Here is a 17,802-nt window from a genome sequence, read left to right as displayed (position 1 = left end):
ACTCCAGATAGGCGAAAGGCAAGGTCAGGGGGCATGACCGCGCACTTGTGTGATCTTTATCATCTAATTAACCGACAGAAAATATCGTAAAGCCACTGAGTCGTGTGCACCTTTTGTCCTGACCTACATGGGGAAGCTAAGGTCGCGGTTTGGAGAGCGGTGCGGCCCACAGCGCCCCTTCCTCGCCCACTCTCACCATCAGCTCGCACATCTGGGTACTTCTGGAAGGCCTGCTTCGCCCCCTTCATCGACTGCGGCAGGGGTGAGCCACACGCGGATGCCACTGGCGCGCTGGTGCGGTAGCGGCGCATGAATTGACCGCACCCGCTGTGCGGCCCGGCTTTCCTACGTCGGTCCCTGAGCGGCCGCTCCCCGGCGGGTTGGCCTGGCAACGTGCAGTTGGACCAGTGTTTGGGTGGGGCGACTTCAATCTCCCGCCGATCCTCATAGCAATGGAGGCGGCGCCGCTCCCTGCCGTTGCAGGGCCGCGCATCCGTTGGCCGGATGGCAGCACTGCCGGCATCTGCACCCGCAGGATCTGGCGACCACCAGCGGGGTCCCTGGACGCTGACGAGTACCACATGCATGGGAGGGGAGGGGCTCACGACCGCCCACGTTTCACATGCGCAGTCGCTCAAAATCACCTCGTCGGAGCTGCCTTGTCGCCCTCTCGGCTATGTGACGATGCGTCGGGCAATGAATACTTTGCCCAGCACGGCCACTTCCACCACCCGCCCCGGCCGTGGTGCGTGCACAACCAGTCCGTCTCCAATGAACATCGACACATGCTCGGGCCGGGACGCGGTGCCCTCGCTGAAGACCAGGTCACCCGGCTCGAGCGCATTGGCCGGCGCCGGACGCCCGTCATGGATCTGCGTGTACGTGGTACGGGAAATCTCGACGCCGGCCACTCCATACGCGCGCTGCATCAGGGAGGAGCAGTCGCACCGATCACGTGCGACGTTGCCGTGCGGGTTGGTGCAGGTGCCGCCCCACTGATAGGGCGTGCCGAGCTGGCCGAGCGCCCAGCGGATCGCATTGCGGGCCTGCATCGGGGCGTTGATGGGGATCTGGTAGCCGTCTGGCAACGTGCCCGGGGCAATGTTGCCGTAGTCGGTGCCGGCCTGCGTGACACAGCCGGCCGAGCCGAATCCGCCAGCCAGCGCGGGGCCCGCGGCCGGGGCGCCAAGGGTCGGCGCGATGGCTTGCTGTAGTGCGGTGGCCAGTGGCTCGTGCTTGGCGTAGGCGCGTGGATGCCCGGACTTTTGCACCTTCTGGGCGGCGACGGTGACCGGCATGTGCTCCCAGTCCTTCAGGGACTTGAGGGCCTTGTAGAACTTCGTGGACGCGTACACAGGGTCGAGGATCTGCTGGCGGGTGCCCCAGCCCTGGGAGGGCCGCTGCTGGAACAGGCCGATCGAGTCGCGGTCCCCGTGATCGAGGTTGCGGAGTGTGGACTCCTGCAGGGCGGTGGCGAGCGCGATGACCTGCCCGCGGGCTGGGATCTTCATCTGGATCCCGGTGGCCACGATCACCTTCGCGTTGGGGACCTGCTCCTTGGGTGACAACAGGCCGGACACGTTGATGTCTTTGGTGCTGTCGGCGAGAACGGCCTTCACCTGCTGGGCGACCTGGGCGGTGTCGACGTCCATGCCCGGCGCGCCGCCGGTGGTGCAGCGGGCCCGGGTGCGGGCGGCAGCTTCTGCGTCGCTCTGGGCGACACCGGTGACGTGCGCGGCGATTGCCCCCATGAGGATGATCGCCAGCACGATGAGTCCGGTGCCGCCCGCCAGCCACCTCTTGCGCTGCTTGCTCATGCACTTCCCCGCGGGGGCCTGCGGCGGCGGGCCAGCTCCTGCGCCTCCCGCTGGTCGAGCCAGGCGTCGAATCCTCCCGACCCACTGGCTCCGCGGTTGGGGGGCGGCTGGGCCGCTTGCTGGCGTCGCGAGACAGCGCGCTGGGCCTGGACGTACCGGCGGGACGGGTTCGCCGGGGCGGCTCCCTGTGTGCCGGTCGGCTGAGGAGCGCGGACGGTCCGCGACCGGGGGGTTCGGGCCGTACCCGGGTTTGGCCGGCGGGCGGGGTGGCTGCCGGGGCGGTGAGTCGGGCGCGGTGGGTTGGCGGGCTGCGGCGGGGCGGGGCGCTGTGCCTGCGGCCGGGCGCCCGGCCGCGTGCCCGGGCGCGGTGCGGGGCGACCGGCTGGTCGGGCGGCCGGACGCCGGCGGGTGCCCCGGCGACCGGCGTTGAGGCGGGAAGCCAGGACGGTGGCGCCAACGGTCCGCGGCATCGAGTAGCCGATCGCGGCGAGCGGGTTGCCTTGGGCGAGGGAGACGCCGACCAGGGCGGTTCGTACCAGACCTCGGGCGGTGGCCCGGGCGATCCGAGGCCGCTTGGTGACAGCGTCGGAAGCGGGCGGGCTGAAAATGGAGCCGTGCGTGCCGCCGACCCGGCCGGCTGACATCTTCGCGCGGAAGTTGCTCGCTACTTGCTTGGAGCGGGCGACCAGTTGCTTGCGCTTCTTGACCGCGCCGATGCACACGATGTCCACGATCAGGAACCGCAGGGTCAGCTCTCGACCCCAGTCCTCCTGCGCGGGATCGAGGACGGCCTGGACGATGACGATGAACACCGCCAGCGCGATGACGGAGGTGAGCATCTGCGCGAGCGAGCGCAGGACGGATGCGGCCCAGTCCCACAGGAAGGCGCGGCCGGCGCCCGGGATAGTGCCGGCGACGAGGGCGGGCTCGCCGCGGATGGCGTCCCACGCGATGCGGCACTGGGCGACCAGGAAGTTGCCGGCCAGGCCGGAGATGAGGACAGCGACGATGAGGGCGGCGATGAGGAGGAAGAAGCCGCCGCCGAGCTTGTCGAGCGAGGCCTTCTTCGCGGCGTCGGCGTCGCCGGGTACGCATTTGTCCTCGAAGGCGTCCATGGGCGGGTTGCCGAAGTGGTCGACCGCCCATCGTGCCGCGACGTCGACCTCCCAGTCCCGGACCGTGGATGTGATGCCGGTGGGGTCGATGTAGTCGGCCAGCCCGTTGATCTCCTTCATCTTGGCCGTGTACGTGGAGATCTGACGGTCGTAGGCAAGCTGGGCGAGCTTGGTCTCGGAATACTCGGTCGCGCACTCCCCTTCGAAGACGCGCCCGTACTGCAGCAGCATGGCCGGCTTGACGATGAAGGCGTCGGTGAGCGCGTCGGTCAGCGGCCGCGACAGGGTGTTGCCGGTTGCTTCGGTGGTGACCCCGGTGTCAGCCTGCGGCGTGGCCGGGTTGGCGTCCAGGATGACGTCGGCGACTTCCAGCGCCAGACCCCGGGTGACCGCGATGGCGCCGTCTTCCTCCCCCAGCAGTGTCTGCGGGGCGGAGGCCAGCAGCGTGGTGGTCAGCGCGGCAAGCAGGATGGACAGCGCGGCATCGCCCCAACCCCTGGCCTTGTCGCCAAAGAAGATCCGCGCGACACAGATGACCGCGCACACCGACAGGAACAGCGTCGGCAGGCCCATCTCCATAATCACCCTGGTGTGCAGGGAGTTGGCGACCGACAGCACGGGGGCGAGCAGGAGCTTGGCCAGGCCGAAGGAGAGTGCCCAGGCGATGAGCCAGCAGCAGAACGCGATCAGCCACTTGGTGACCATGAAGCACAGCTCGGTGAGCAGGTTCTGAATCCCCAGGTCCCAGTCCAGCAGGCCGCCAGTGTCGGACTTGACGGTGTAGGCGCTGATCGGCAGGCCGTTCTTGTCGGTGACGTTGAAGACACCCAGCACGCCGCCCTCGTCCGGCAGCAGCTTGCGCAGCCGTTCCTTCTCCGCCTCGAGCATCCCCTCCTGAGCTGCCTTCGACAGGCGCTCGCCCTGCTCGCGCATGATCTCCTCGATCGCCTCAATCTCTTGCGGCGTCGGGGTGCGCTGACCTGGCGCCGTAGGCACGCTCGGCGAGGGGGCAGGCGTGGGCTCGGCGTGGGCGGGCAGCGCTGTGAGGAGGGTGAAGGTCGTGGCGGCGAGCGCGGCGATGAGCAGCGCCAGGCGTAACCGCCCGGAGCCCAGCATCCGCAACCGCGTCCGCCAGTTGAGAAGCGTGGTCATGCCGAGGTCTGATAGTTGCTGGGTGTGGTGTGGATGACGCGCATGACGGCCGGGTCCATCGGGATGAGGACCTTCATCAGGCCGATTCGTCCGGCCAGGTCGCGGTAGAGGCACTCGCCTGCGCGGGCCAGCTTTTCCTCTTCCGGCAGGTCGATCGGGGAGAGGCCGACGGTGACCAGGTCCAGCAGGGCGGCGTCGGTGGCATCGACGCCGAGGAACTCAAGGCCCCGGGAGGCCAGCGCACCTGTGGTCTGGCGGAAGAGGAGCCGGTGCGGGATCAGGCCGCGGATGATGGCGCCCTTCTCGCTGTCGGCCGGCCCGATGTCGTGCGGGTCGTGGCTGCCCACGTACGCGGCCGCGTTGTGCTTACGGCCGTCGCGCATGAGCTCCAGCAGCAGCTCGAGGCCTTCGTCCGAGCTGGTGAGCCACCAGCACTCGTCGAAGACGGCGACGCCGAACTCGTCCTTGTGCCGCATGACGGTCTCGCGCGCCACGGCGGCGATCAGATACATCAGGGAGCGGCCCAGCACCTTTTCGAACTCCAGGCGCTCGATGCGGTGCTCGGAGGCGAGCTCGCTCTTCTTGGGCAGGGCGAGGGAGTTGACGAGGAAGACGACGCTGTCGGCGCGGGCTGTGTCCACGACCGGCAGGCTGTCGTCGAACACCACGGCGGCCAGGTCCTTGCGCGAGACGGCCTTGAGTTTGCGGGCCAGGTTGCGAGCGGCGCTGTCCTCAGCCCCGCGGGCGGTGAGTTCATCGACCAGGGCGCGCATGGAGGGCTGGGCGCGTTCCAGGACGGCCTGGACCGCCTCGGACAGTGCGACGCCCTCCAGGTCCATCGGCTTCACGCCGAGCAGCAGGGTGAGGAATGACTCGCAGAACCGGGCTGCGACCTTTGGGCTGTCCTTGACGTACAGCCGCAGCGGGTCGAGGGTGACTTCGGCGCTCTGGTCGATGCGGATGACCTGGGTCGTGCCGGGGCAGGCGGTGGCGAAGCGGGCCCATTCCTCTTCCTTGGTGCGGTCGACGATGACGGCGCGGCCGCGGCTGTTGGGCTTGCCGGGCTGGTGGCCGCGGGCCAGGACGTTGTAGACGGCGGACTTCAGGCCGACGGATTTGCCGGCGCCGAGCTCGCCGAGGAACGCCATCGACGCAGATGCGTTCTCGCGGGGGCCTCGGGCCGGGTCGAGCATGACCGGGCGGGCGCCGCCGGAGGCCAGCTGCAGACCGAACAGGCCGCCGCGCTCGTCGCCGAGCTGGGGGCCGCACCAGGGCATGGCCATCGCGAAGTCCCGGGCGAGCAGGTACTGGGCGTACCCGGTCATCACCCTCGGGGTGCGGCAGCCGGGCAGCATGGCGTGCCACAGGTTGGCCTGCTCCCCCACCGGGCGGGCGAAGGTGTAGTCGGTCGCGCCGAAGTCGGAGGCGAGGGCGGCCGCGCGGTCCTGGGCGTCGTCCGGGCTGGTGCCCCAGACGGCGAGGGTGACCATGGCGCGGATCTCGACCTCGCGCGCCGAGGCGGTGAGCCGGTCACGGAATTCGTCGTTGTCTGCCTCGTTCTTCGCGAGCGCGGCGGGCGGGCCGGCCGGGTCGCCCTGGTACTCGGCGGCCTGGGCCTTCAGGTGGCGTGCGCGCTTGCGGGTCTTGGCCTCGGCCTTGGCGCCCGGGGTGATGATCAGGCGGGCGGTCCAGTCGACCGGGTAGGCCAGATCGTCCAGCTGCTGCAGGTACGCAGCCCCCGGCAGGGCGAAGGCCTCCGGCATCTCGGACAGGGCGAGCATTGCCTGGTAGGAGTCGCCCCACTCGGAGGAGACCTGCAGGAAGCGCCGCTCGAACGGGTTGCCTGGCAAGGCCTTGCGGTCGTGGAAGTTGGCGCCGCCCTCGGCGAGTAGCACCTCCCCCAGGGCTGTGACGGTGCGGCCGCGGCCGCGCAGGGCGGGTTCGGTGCCGTCGGGCAGGAACGGCTCCGCCAGCCCGCGGCGCGCGCTGTGGCCGTAGATCCATAGGATTTCCGCCTCGGTGGCCGGCCGCATCGTCACGCCGGTCGGCCACTGGGCGTGCATCCGCTTGGCCTGCTCGGTGCGCCGCTCGATCTCGCCGGCGGTGATGGGGGCGGGCATCAGGCCGAGCTGGAGCGCGACTTCGCTCTTGGCGGCGGAGAACGCAGACAGGGCGGCGTCCTTGCGGGACAGCGGCGGCAGCGGGATCGCCAGCCAGTCGGTGCGGCCGGTGAGCTCCATGTTCTCGAGCTGGTCCAGCACGGCGTGGCCGAGCCGCTCGTAGCGCGGCGACTTCTTCAGGTCTACGTCGGCGATCATGGCGCGGACGACGGCGATCGGGTCGACCTGCGGGCACAGCGACATCAGCATCGGCTCACCCGTCAGGCTCTTGAAGAGCGACTCGAGCGCCTTCAGCCGGCGCTTCTTCGCGGTCGCCGGCGCATGGCTGTAGTTGGCTGCGGCCACCCGCCAGATCGCCCAGGTGGTGCCGTGGGTGGTGAAGACGAGGTTGCCCTCGACGTGCCGGATCGGCAGGCGCATCTCACTCCTCCAGCTGGGTGCGTACGGATGCGGCGCGGCGGGCGAGCAGGGCCTGCACACCGGACGCCACGGGGACGCCGGCAGCTGCATCAGGTGCGGGTGTGGCCGGGGCTGGCCGGGGCGCCGGCCGGACCGCAGCGGGGGCGGTATCGGCCCGGGCGCCGTCGGCGGCGAGGGTGATGAGGGTGTCGCCCCTGACCGAGCGAAACGGGCGGAAGGGCCGGCCGTGGAGCAGCCCCCAGCGCGGGCCGGTCATCATCACGGCGACACTGGCCGCGGCTGCGGCCGGGTTACGGCCGTCGATGTGCAAGTGCCGCAGCAGGAACGCGGCGCCGAACGGGCAGCCGAGCAGCACGATGACCTCCATCAGGCCGTGCCCGCCCCACAAGGGCCGGGACAGGATCAGCGCCACGAACGTGGCGACGATCGCGGTGAGCTGGGTCAGGGTGTACGGGCCGCCGGGCAGGCGCAGGCTGCGGCCGGCACCTCCGGGAACGGATCCGACGACCAGTGGGGTACGACGCGCCTTGGTGTAGCAGCGTCCGATCAACTCGCTGTCGACGTCGGCCGGCTCGACCAGGGCGGCGGTCACTGGTCGCCGCCCATCGGTGTGATGGTGCCGCCGTCGTACTGGGTGATGTCCTCAGTCGTCTTGTCCTTGAGGGTGTCCATGTTCGCGGAGCCGCCCCAGACGATCGCGGCGAAAATGACGGCCATGATCGTCGGGCCGGGCGCCTTGGTCTTCCAGCCGACGATGACCACAAAGGCCCCGCACAGCACGGGGATCGCGACGTTGAAGATGAGGTCCTTGATGTCGTTGCCGAGGCCGGTTCCGGTCTGGATCCAACCGGCGGCGAGCGTGACGGTGTCGTGCATAACGTTTCTCCTTGTCAGGGCGTGGGGGTGGTGCCAGCGGAGGGGGCGGCCGTACGGACGGGCGCGGGGGCCGGGGCTCCGTCGAGGGAGGTGATCTCCCAGCGGCTGGCGCGGGCCTTGAGGGTGAGGGCGTAGGCGAGCGGGGCCCGAACCTCGTCGTGGCCGGTGGCGCGCAGCGCGACCATCAGCCGCAGCTGGGTGCCGTCGCCGGGCACGGTCGTCACGGGCTCGGTGCCCTTCTCGCCCTCGATGGCCAGGCTGTCGACGGCGATGCCGGTGTAGGGCGCGGGGGCGATGGCGGTGAGGTTCGTGCCGGGGGCGAGGTAGCGGTCGAGCTCCCCGGCGCCGGTGAGGTAGGCGGTCAGGAACTCGGTGACGGCCTGCGTGCGCGGGTCGGCGGGCAGGGCCGGCCGCATGGGCCCGTAGACGAGTGCCGGGGCTTTGATGTGCTCCGGGGCGGCGACTTCGGCCAGCATCGCGAGGGCGGTGTAGCCGCTTGCGCCGTCGGCCGTGGGGGCGGTGGCGACGGGCACCTGGAAGTACCGCACGGCCCGGGCCGCGGCGGCCTTGGCGTCGCCCTTGTCGTCGGGCCGGTCGCCCGCCGACGGGTTGGCCGGGGACATGGTGTCGGTGACGCGAGCGGCCACCGTGACCGACCAGACACCGCGGTCGGTCTGCCGCAGCCGTACGACGGTGAGCTGCTCACCGCGGCGCCGTCCCGAATCGCCTTCCAAGCGAAGGCCGATGGCGTCCGGGTAATAGGCGGCGAGCTTGGCCTGGTCGCCCTCCCCCGCCTCGATGCAGGCGGCGACGAAGAGCTGGGCGAAGCCGGCCGCGCCCTGGGCGCCGGTCGTGGCCGGTGCCGCCTGGGCGGGCTTCTTCTGCGACGGACCGGCCTGCGCAGGCGCCGACAGGTACGCGGCAGCTCCCAGCAGCGGGCCGAGGATGAGCAGCCCCCAGGCCGTCCAGCGGATCACGGCTGACATGTTCGCCTGGGCGCCGGTCGACCAGCCGGCCACGTCCTTGGGCCCCTCGTCGATGTCCCAGTCCTCCGGCTCGCCTTCATCGGGCCGTGTGGCAGCGCCCTTCGGGGGGCGGCGGATCCATGCGGCCTTCTTCATGCCGCACCTCCAGCGGGAAGCAGGTTGTGGCCGACCAGCTCGGCGACGCGGCGGCGCAGTTCGGCCTCGGGGCGCTGCTGCAGCGCCTGCAGGGAGGCGAGGACGTCGTCGGCGTCGTCGGCGAGGAAGGCCCGAAGCTGGTCGTGGGTGCGGGTGTCGAAGGGCTTGGAGACCAGGGCGGCGCCCAGATAAATGAGCAGACGCTGGGCGCGGGTGACGCGCTCCTCGTCGGCGTCCAGGGGCGCCTTGACGGTCGGGGGCATGCAGATCTCCTGTCGTGGCAGCGGGCGGACGGTGGCCGGAGAGGAAGTCGAGGTCATGCCGCGCACCTCAGCTGGAGCGCGGCCGTCAGTCGGGCCACGGCACGCGAGCGGCGGCGCTGCCAGGCGCCGGCCGTGGTGCCGGTGCGGGCAGCGGCCTCGGTGTCCGGGACGGCGGCGGTGTAGTGCCAGGCGATGGCGCGGCCGTCGGCGGGCGAGAGGGCGCCGGCGTCCATCGCGTCCAGGATCAGCTCGAGCAGTTCCAGGCGGGCGCTCGTTGCCTCGGCCTCATATGCCGGCCCGGCGGGGGTCAGGCCGGCGGCCGTGGCACCGGTGCGGACCTCGGCTGCCTCGGCCATCCGGGCCGGTCCCGGGGCGCGGTCGGACAGGTCCTCGGCGGCGGCCAGGTCCTCGGCGCGGGCTTCGCGGTCGGCGGCGAGCTCGGCGCAGACGAAACGCAGCGTGTCCAGTGCGAGGTTCGCGGTGGGCCGGCCGGGACGGGTGTGGATCCGGCCGGAGCGCGCCACTTCGAAGAGCGCGGCCACCGTCATGTGGCCGATGTCGTCGAAGAAGCGGCCGCCGAAGGGGCGGACCTGGCCGCGGGTCATCCGGACGGCGGCTGGGATCATCGCCTGGACGACGATGCGGGCGGCGAGGGTGGCCGATCGGTCATGGCCGGCCGCACGACGCAGCAGGGCACGCAGGATGGCATCGGTCAGCTCGTCGGTCAGGCGACCACTGCCAGGCCGGAGCGCGGCGAGCAGCTGCGCGGGGCCGAGGGTGCGCACCCAGGAATCGGTCACGGCACCGGTCACGGCGGCGACGTCGTCGGCCAGCCGATCGGTCACCAGCCAATCGGCCACGGCGGCCTGGACGTCGGCGTCAGCGCACAGCGTTGCCCACTCCGCATCCAGGCGGTGAAAGATCCCGCCGGCGGTGTGGGCGGGGTGCTGTACGTCGAGCACGGCACGTCTCCTTTCGGATCTCGTGCCGTGAACTCTCCTCAGCGCGGCTTGCCCGAAGGCTTGCCCAGCTCCCTAAACGAGCAGGTGGCAGGCTTGCCCATCCGCTGGGCAAGCCTCCGGTGACCGATTGGGCAAGCCTGTCCGGGGGGTGGGCAAGCCTTGGTGACCGGTCGATGCAACCCTGGGTAAGCCCCCATTGGGGGGTGGGCAAGCCTGCGCTCGGCGCGCTGGAACCACGTACGGGCGGGCGGGGTGAGGGGTGACCGATGCGCGGTGGATCGGTCATGACCGATGGCCGATGAGGCCCGGATCGGTCATCGGTCATGACCGACGGGATCGGTCACTGGGCCGTCGGTCATCGGTCACCGGTATCGGTCACGGCTCATCGGTCACCCTGCAGTTGGTGGGGACATGAGAGTGGCCGATGACCGGGCACGGTCATCGGCCACTCACGGAAGGACGGTCGGTCAGCTGCTGACCGACCGGAGGTGTGCGCGGCCCTGTTGCCGGCGCCGCTCTTTTGAGAGACTCCGCTGCGGCGTTCACGAGCCGCTGCCAGGTCTTCGGGGACAGTCCGAGCCGAGGGGCGACTTCCGCGCCGGAGAGCTTCTGCCCGGCTTCCTCGGCCTCGGCCAACACTCGGCGCCGGTGACGGTCTGTTGCTGCACGGGGTACAGGTTTGGCTCCTGGGTCTGCTGCTCGGGCAGGCGCGCCGTGGCCGCGCCTGTGTCGGTGACCGAGGCCTCCCATGCGGCCGGCTCTCCCGCGGCTGCCTCTGCAGCCACACCCGTCGGGACATCGAGAGAGGTCTGCTACGGCACTCCCCCGCCAGCCATACGGTCGCCTGCCGCCGATGCGGTCGGCACCGACACCGGCTCGGCCGGGTACGGCTGCGAAACCCGTTGGCGGTCGGCTCGGCAGCTTCCTCGAGCCGAGTGATAACGGCGTTATCAACTGCCGCTCTCTGCGGCCACGCTGGGTGGAGAGAGCGGCAGTAGCTGTCCGTTCGCAATGAACTTGGGCGAAGTCGCCCACAAGGTCACTCGGAGTTGTCCCGCTCACCGGCGTCATCCGCGGAGGGGCGAAGGCGACGACGCGCCGCCTCCAGACGTTCGGAGTAGTCCGCTGCAAAGATTCCGGGGAGGGCCTTGTCCAACGTTCCTGCGAGCCTGTGGATTGGAGCCCACACCGCTTCATCGTCCACGAGACGGCTGAGGTCCGTCATCTGCACCCGCTCCAGCCAGTCCGACAGGACCAGGGCCTCATCTGGGGTGAGCTTGATAGTGATCTGCTCGTTGTCCACAACCAGAACATAGTTCTAGCCATGCCACCCTGGCACGGCTCGCTTCCCGTCCTGAGCATGGGGGGCAAAATCCCATGGCTCTCGACTGTCGAATCAGCCAAGGTGCAGTAGTGAGCACTGAAGAGAGTCCCGTCGAACACGAGGACCGGTGGATCCTGAACCTTCGCGGCATGAGCGTCGCCAAGATTGAGATTGGCCGGTCGGGTGCCGTCGGCCACAGCAGGGCAGTGGCCGACGGCCGCCGAATCGGTCATGGCCGATGGCCGGTGGAGATCGAGTCGGCCACGCGTGCCAGGATCGGTCATGTACGGATCGGCCACGCGGTCTTCAGCCAAAGGGCACGGCCTGGGGCTCGGTCCTGACTGGTGGGCGCGACATGGCTGTGGCCGATGCCCGGATCCGGATCGGTCATCGGCCACGAGGTCAGTCAGGGACGGTTGGTGACCGACCGCAGGTGCGCGCGGCCCTGCTGCCGCAGCTGCTCCTGCCGGTACTCCTTCGCTTTGCCGAGCAGACGTTGACCGGTGCGTGGCGACACCTCAAGACGGCGGGCAACCTCCGCGCCTGACAGCTTCACGCCGGCTTCCTCGGCCTCGGCCAGCCACCCGGCGACCGTCTCGATCCGCTGCTCCTCGGCATCCAACTCCGGGACCCGCTGCTCCGGCACCCGCGCGGTGGACTCACCTGTGTCGGTCACCGTCGCCTCCCAGAGGGCGGACTCCCCCGTCGGCGCGGCAGCTGTGGCCGATGACTGGGGGGCCGGCGCGTCGAGGGACGGCTCCTGCTGAACTCCGCCGCTAGCCATCGGATCATCGGCCACCGAGGCGGTCAGTGTCGGCACCCGCTGGGCCTCGTACGGCTGCGGCTGCGCTGCGCCGACCGTCTCGATCGACGACGTACCGAAGAACGGATGGGAGTCCGCAAAGCTGAGAGCCGCAGCCGGATCGGTCACGCCCTCGTGGTTCAGCAGATCGGGCACGGCATCGGTCATGACAGATTCGTCTGCCACCGGCTCCGTCACCTGTTCGGCGGCGTACTGGCGGAGTTCGTGCAGCACCGGACGCAGCTGTGCCTCGGTCAGTGGTCCGCCCGTGACCGGGTCGACGACGCCGTAGATCTCCGCGAGGAACAGCCCGAACTGGCGGGCGTTGGGGAAGTCGCTGTGCTGGGTGACGTAGTGACGGAAGGCCTCGAAATAGTCCACCGGCTCAGCCTCGTGTTCGGCGGCTGGCTCATAGGCGGCCGGCATCCCAGGCTTCCGTGGTGTCGCCCGCTCCTGATCTTGGTGACCGGCCGCCTCAGAGTTCTCCCCCGCGTCCAGCGCACGGTCATGGCCATACGGCGGCTGTGCATCGGTCGCGGTGTCGACCCGCTGGACCGTCACGATGGGAACTTCGATGCCGGCGGCGGCCAGTCCCGCGGGTGCCGTTTGGGCGAGCGGGACGCCGTACCGGGCGAGCCGCAGCGGCATCAGGGATTCGATCGGAATCTTGCGGCGCCAGCTGCGGCCGTACCGGGCTTGGAGGCGGGCCTGGTAGATCAGTCGGTCCTGTTCGAGCTGGATGATCTCTTCGTAGCTGCGGATCTCCCACAGCTTCATGCGGCGCCACAGCTTGAAGGTGGGGATCGGGGAGAGGAGCCAGCGGGTCAGCCGCACGCCCTCCATGTGCTTGTCTGCAGTGATGTCCGCGATCCGGCCGACCGCGTGCCGTGCCGCCTCGACGGAGACGACGAAGAGCATCGGGATGACGGCGTGCATGCCGACGCCCAGCGGGTCGGGCCAGGAGGCCGCGCCGTTGAAGGCGATGGTGGCGGCGGTCAGCAGCCATGCCGTCTGGCGTAGCAGCGGGAACGGGATGCGCATCCAGGTCAGCAGAAGATCCAGGGCGAGTAGGACGCAGATGCCGGCGTCGATGCCGATCGGGAAGACCAGTGAGAAGTTGCCGAAGCCCTTCTGTTCGGCGAGTTCGCGCACGGCGGCGTACGATCCCGCGAAACCGATCGCGGCGATGATCACCGCTCCGGTGACGACGACGCTGATGAGGATGCGGTGTGTGCGGGTCAGTTGCATCGCGGCCACCCGCGATCCCCTCCCTGGTTTGTGTTCAACAGACGCTCCTTAACCGCTCCTTGGATCCTGTGAAGATCCACCCTGACACGACGGACGCCCATGTCTCAGGGATGCGGAGAGACAGGACGCCCAATGTTCGTGATCAGTCCTGGGCCAGGAGCTTGGCCAGGATGTTCCGGTCCTCTTCTGTCATGTGCTCGCGGGCCAGGCGATTGAGGGCCTGAGGGTTGTGCCACGGCACCTGGCTCACAGCGACCGGCTCGAAAGTGGAGGTGCCTGCTGTGGGCCGGGTGATTACGGCGTTATCACTGTGCGGGCCGTCTGGAGCCTGCTCTTGGTGCGGCGCGGTGATTACGTCGTTATCACCACGACCCGCAGCAGGCGTCCGTTGCCCAGAGGGCCTGGGGGTGATTACGGCGTTATCACTCGCCCGAGGTCCATCGGCTGGTGCCTCGCCTGGGACGGTGATTACGCCGCTATCAGCGGTCGGCGTCTCTCGCGCTGCCAGGCGCTGCTGCTTCTTCTCCTGGGCCTGCTTCGCTCGCGCGTCAGCTGTGGCGCGCTGTTCAGCGGGTGAGAGCTTCGCCAGTCCCCGAACGTGCTCGACCTTGCGGCGGCCGGCTTCTAGGTCTGCCTGAAGCTCCGGTTCAAGCTCAAGCAGGGACAAGCGCTGCGAGATGTAGGGCTGAGTGACGCCGAGCCGCTTCGCTGCCTTGTGCTGCGATCCGTAGAAGGCGACCAGGGTCTTCAGTGCCTGGGCCTCCTCTAGATCGGAAAGATTTTCCCGCTGTGCGTTGGCGACGAATGCGGCTTCCAGCAGTGCCTCATCCGTGGAGACGCGCGCATCATCGACGGTGATCTTTACGGACGGCAGCCCCGCCTCTCGTGCTCCGGCGAGACGGCGGTGGCCATCCACGACCACATACTCGGCTCCGGGATCCAGTTGTGAGGCCCGTTCGGGGCGATCGCGGAGGTAAGCCTCGACCGATGCCACGGTGATGGCCTGGATCTGGCCGACCTCCAGCAAGCTGGACGCCATCCCTGAAATGTCCCCCAAGCTCTCGCGTGGGTTGTCGGGGTTCGCGCTGATGAGGTCCAGAGACAGCACGCTCGGGTCACCGCTGCCGAAGGCCGCGTCAGCCAGTTGTCGCCGCACACTGCGCGCTTGTCCTGCCCTGGCGAAGGACGACGATGCGCCGAGCTGGTCCGCCTTACTCATGAGATCTCCCTGGCGATCTGCCGCATGAGTTCCGACTGGTCGCTGTGCGGGGCGTACGCCAGCAAGGGCCGGTGCATCCGTACGGCTTCGCGCTGCTCCTTGAGGTCACCAATGACGGCGAGGACGCGCGGGTCCCCGATCTCCCGCCATTCCTTTAGGGAGGAAGTGGCGACATAGCCGCGGCGGCTGTCGTAGAGGTTGACGACAAGCCCCAGATACTCGATCTGCAGCCTCAGGTCCTCGCGCAGAGATTCGATCTGCTCGGCGAGCATGCTGTATGCGGTCGCGGATGAGTCCTCTGCGAGGACGGGGATGACCATGCCGGAGATCCCCTGACCTTCACCCTGGCGGCGGCGGCCGTAGTAGATGGCCGCATCGGTCGCCATACCCAGGCTTGGCGGGCAGTCGACGACGATTGCGTCGAAGTCCTTCTCCAAGGGCTGCAGAGCGCGCTCCAACGCAGCTTCCTTGTTGCGCATGCGAGCGACAGCAATCTTGGCGTCCAAGAGAAAGCCGTCGGGACAGGCCGGCAGGACGTGCAGGCGCTTTTCGAACCGTGGTTCCTCGATGCCCACGACCATGTCCCGCAGTGAGCCCTTGCCTTCGCCGCACATGTGCAGCACCAGGCTGTCTGCCCCGGGGGCAATCTGCTCGACGCCTAGCTGGTCGGTGAGGTGCCCCTGGGGGTCGTAGTCCACAAGCAGGACGCGCATGCCGTCTTCGGCCAGAGCTTCGGCGATGCCCGCAGCGATGGCCGTCTTACCCACCCCACCCTTCTGGTTTATAACGACTTTCCGCTGAGGGATACCAGTGACCGGCCGGTGCTTGGGGGAGGGGTGAGTGCTCAACCACAACTGAACGGCCTGGGCGAGTCCTTGGACGAAGGGGATACCTCGCTCGGTGCAGGTGGATCTGAGCTCCTCCCACTGGCCCGGGGGAAGCCACGTAGAGAACGAGGTGGAGCCAGCAGTGTCGATGGGGGAGTAGTCAGCATCTGTGGAGTGCCAGGCAGAGATTCCCTCTGACACGGCGTCCTGGATGTCGACGCTGAGTTCGGCAGCGCGAACCTTCAAATCCTGGCGCAGCCAGGACGGCAACTTGGAGACGACCTTCTCTCTGTCTCCACTGGGACTAGGAGTGACCATGGGGTCAGCTTACTAACTTCCCTCTTCCGTGTACGTGACCCGGGGTCCTGAAGCGTGTCGCGGACTAGGGTCTGTTTTGGAAGTGGATCAAGGTCTGGAATGATCATCGGGTGGGACGTGGTGATCTGACGGATGAGCAGTGGGCCCGGCTGGAGCCGTTGTTGCCTGTGGGTGTGAAGCCGGGGCGGGCCCCCGAAGTGGTCGAAGCGGCAGTTGATAGACGGCATACGGTGGCGGACCCGGGCGGGCACGCCCTGGCGTGATGTGCCTGATCGGTACGGTTGCTGGCAGACGGTGTACGGGTTGTTCCGCCGGTGGCAGCGCGATGGAACGTGGGCGCGGATTGTCACTCAACTGCAGGCCGATGCCGATGCGAACGGCTTGATCACGTGGGACGTGTCGGTAGACTCCACCGTCTGCCGGACCCACCAGCACGCCGCTGGTGCGGTGAAAAGGTGCCTCTATGGCTTTCGTCAAGCTGAAGTGGGTGTGGGCGGCTGGTAGAAGGTGCCGTCTCGGAGCATGGCGAAGAGGACGTCGATACGGCGTCGGGCCAGTGCGATGAGGGCGGCGATGTGGTGCTTTCCCTCGCGGCGTTTGCGGTCGTAGTAGGCGCGTGATTCGGGCTGGGACAGTGAGGCGAACGCGGCGAGGTAAAAAGCCCGCTTCAGTTGTTTGTTGCCGCGTTTCGAGGGATGCTTTTCAAGCACTGCCTGGAGTGAGCTGGCGAGGCTGGGCACTATCAGCGCGGCCGCGTTGGTGCCGGGGACGACGACGGTCTGCTCGTCGAGTGCGGCGAAGATGTCGTCGACCAGCCGCTCGGCCATGCGGGGTGCCTTCGGCCGTATCAGCGTGACCAGACGTCGTTTTCCTGCCTTGCGGATCCTGGCCGGGGAGCCGAACTGGTTCCAGCAGCCTGAGCACAGCCGGATGCTGGATTCGTGGTCCCAGGACCCATTCCAGGGACGGATGGATCTGGGTCAGGAGGCCACGAAGCCGGTTGGCGATCCGGGTGGACTCGCCGGCGAGGTCGTCGTCGAAGCCCGTGATCATGGCCAGTTCCGCGACTGTCTCGTCGGCGAGATCGAGGGTCCGCAAGGTGTGGGGCATCGCTCTGGCGGCATCGGCGATGATGAACGCGTCACGGGCGTCCGTCTTGGCCTCGCCGGGATATAGATCGGCGATCCGCCGCATCGTCAGGCCGGGTAAGTAGGCCACCGGGCAGCCCACATCGCGGGCAACCGCCAAGGGAAGAGCCCCGATAGAAGCCGGCTGATCGACGACCACCAGCACCGTCCCGTGCTTGGCTTGCAGCTTCTCGAACAGCTCTCGCAGCTTCGGCTCGCTGTTGGGAAGCGGCTTGTCGAACACCTTCTTCCCGGCCCGGTTGGCGGCGGTGGCGTGGTGTTCACCCTTGCCGACGTCCAGACCGAGATAGACGTCGATGCCATCGTCAGTGGTCATGCCCGTTGCTCCCGTGCTTGTCTTTTTCCCCGGCCTCACCTGCGGCATCAGCGTGCCGGCATCCACGTTACGAAGAGACTGCCTCGCCCATCCGTGGGTCCGGCGCTCGTGCCTCTAATCAGCGGTCTGCCAATGCCTCCGACACCGGCGACACCACCTTTTCGATCGTCATCGACTGGGGGATCGAGTCATACCGGGGCCGAAGGCCGGGAGCCCCATTGCGAGGCCACGAAAACGGTAACGGGGATCTCCAGAAGGAGCCGCCGGGCGGCGCTTCGGCGGAGCCGGACCATCATGGGCTTGGCCGGTCACGCGGAGGTCTGACCACCAAGGTCCACCTCGCGGTCGAGCACGGACAGAAGCCTTTGTCTCTGGTCATCACTCCCGGCCACTGGCACGACAGTCCTCAGTTCCAGCCGGTCCTGGAAGGCATCGCAGTGCGCCGCAGCGGGCGGGGGCGGCCCCGCACCAGACCCCGCAAAGTCCGCGCTGACAAGGCCTATGGCTCCCGCGCCAATCGCTCCTACCTGCGCAGACGCAAGATCCGGTGCACGATCCCGGAGAAGAAGGACCAGATCCGCAACCGCTGGAAACGCGGCTCCCGCGGAGGCCGGCCGCCGAAGTTCGACCGGGCCGACTATCGCGAGCGGCATGCCGTTGAGACGAGCAAGCCGCAGTGCTGTCATACCTGTGGCTCGATGGCATCGTCGTCGGTTCCTTCCGATCCGGTGTTCATGATGGTCTGCTGATGATG

At 68.7% G+C, this 17,802-nt stretch carries 12 protein-coding genes and 3 pseudogenes; 2 read left to right on the top strand and 13 right to left on the bottom strand.

Going from position 1 to position 17,802, the window contains the following annotated elements:
• Window positions 1-674 precede the first annotated feature (674 nt).
• The 12 genes from AB0M62_RS31240 to AB0M62_RS31185 all read right to left on the bottom strand — a co-directional run bounded on the left by AB0M62_RS31240 (window position 675) and on the right by AB0M62_RS31185 (window position 15,584).
• Window positions 675-1,817 (bottom strand): NlpC/P60 family protein, encoded by a 1,143-nt coding sequence (locus AB0M62_RS31240; RefSeq protein WP_366077704.1) that lies wholly within the window; start codon window positions 1,815-1,817, stop codon window positions 675-677.
• Complete coding sequence (locus AB0M62_RS31235; protein WP_366077703.1) at window positions 1,814-4,084, bottom strand: hypothetical protein; 2,271 nt, start codon at window positions 4,082-4,084, stop codon at window positions 1,814-1,816. The genes AB0M62_RS31240 and AB0M62_RS31235 overlap by 4 nt, the downstream gene beginning before the upstream one ends.
• Window positions 4,081-6,624 (bottom strand): ATP-binding protein, encoded by a 2,544-nt coding sequence (locus AB0M62_RS31230; protein ID WP_366077702.1) that lies wholly within the window; start codon window positions 6,622-6,624, stop codon window positions 4,081-4,083. Before AB0M62_RS31230 ends, AB0M62_RS31235 begins: the two co-directional genes overlap by 4 nt.
• 1 nt (window position 6,625) lies before the next feature.
• Entirely contained in the window at window positions 6,626-7,216 is a 591-nt protein-coding gene (locus tag AB0M62_RS31225; RefSeq protein ID WP_366077701.1) for a hypothetical protein, read from the bottom strand.
• Window positions 7,213-7,500, bottom strand: a complete 288-nt coding sequence (locus tag AB0M62_RS31220; protein WP_366077700.1) for a hypothetical protein — start codon at window positions 7,498-7,500, stop codon at window positions 7,213-7,215. Before AB0M62_RS31220 ends, AB0M62_RS31225 begins: the two co-directional genes overlap by 4 nt.
• 14 nt (window positions 7,501-7,514) lie before the next feature.
• Complete coding sequence (locus AB0M62_RS31215; protein WP_366077699.1) at window positions 7,515-8,621, bottom strand: conjugal transfer protein; 1,107 nt, start codon at window positions 8,619-8,621, stop codon at window positions 7,515-7,517.
• Window positions 8,618-8,941 (bottom strand): hypothetical protein, encoded by a 324-nt coding sequence (locus AB0M62_RS31210; RefSeq protein WP_366077698.1) that lies wholly within the window; start codon window positions 8,939-8,941, stop codon window positions 8,618-8,620. Before AB0M62_RS31210 ends, AB0M62_RS31215 begins: the two co-directional genes overlap by 4 nt.
• Window positions 8,938-9,846, bottom strand: coding sequence for a hypothetical protein (locus tag AB0M62_RS31205; protein ID WP_366077697.1), 909 nt, complete (start codon window positions 9,844-9,846; stop codon window positions 8,938-8,940). The genes AB0M62_RS31210 and AB0M62_RS31205 overlap by 4 nt, the downstream gene beginning before the upstream one ends.
• A gap of 1,039 nt (window positions 9,847-10,885) precedes the next feature.
• Complete coding sequence (locus tag AB0M62_RS31200) at window positions 10,886-11,149, bottom strand: hypothetical protein (protein ID WP_351461994.1); 264 nt, start codon at window positions 11,147-11,149, stop codon at window positions 10,886-10,888.
• A 427-nt stretch (window positions 11,150-11,576) separates the two neighbouring features.
• Window positions 11,577-13,229 carry a DUF2637 domain-containing protein gene (locus tag AB0M62_RS31195; RefSeq protein ID WP_366077696.1) on the bottom strand — a complete coding sequence of 551 codons (1,653 nt, stop codon included), beginning with the start codon at window positions 13,227-13,229 and terminating at the stop codon, window positions 11,577-11,579.
• A gap of 133 nt (window positions 13,230-13,362) precedes the next feature.
• Complete coding sequence (locus AB0M62_RS31190) at window positions 13,363-14,439, bottom strand: ParB/RepB/Spo0J family partition protein (protein WP_366077694.1); 1,077 nt, start codon at window positions 14,437-14,439, stop codon at window positions 13,363-13,365.
• Window positions 14,436-15,584 carry a ParA family protein gene (locus tag AB0M62_RS31185; RefSeq protein ID WP_366077693.1) on the bottom strand — a complete coding sequence of 383 codons (1,149 nt, stop codon included), beginning with the start codon at window positions 15,582-15,584 and terminating at the stop codon, window positions 14,436-14,438. Before AB0M62_RS31185 ends, AB0M62_RS31190 begins: the two co-directional genes overlap by 4 nt.
• Before the next feature lie 110 nt (window positions 15,585-15,694).
• On the opposite strand from AB0M62_RS31185, the pseudogene AB0M62_RS31180 reads away from it, so the two are divergent.
• Window positions 15,695-16,031, top strand: a pseudogene (locus AB0M62_RS31180) (IS5 family transposase); the annotation flags it as partial.
• A gap of 26 nt (window positions 16,032-16,057) precedes the next feature.
• On the opposite strand, the pseudogene AB0M62_RS31175 reads toward AB0M62_RS31180, so the two are convergent.
• Window positions 16,058-17,048: pseudogene (locus AB0M62_RS31175) on the bottom strand (transposase).
• 299 nt (window positions 17,049-17,347) lie between these two features.
• Here AB0M62_RS31175 and AB0M62_RS31170 point away from each other — a divergent pair.
• Window positions 17,348-17,710: pseudogene (locus tag AB0M62_RS31170) on the top strand (transposase); the annotation flags it as partial.
• Between the last annotated feature and the right edge of the window lie 92 nt (window positions 17,711-17,802).

Origin of the sequence: Streptomyces sp. NPDC051219 (assembly GCF_040682335.1) — a bacterium.
GTDB lineage: Bacteria > Actinomycetota > Actinomycetes > Streptomycetales > Streptomycetaceae > Streptomyces.
This window is presented reverse-complemented; position numbering and strand designations above follow the sequence as displayed.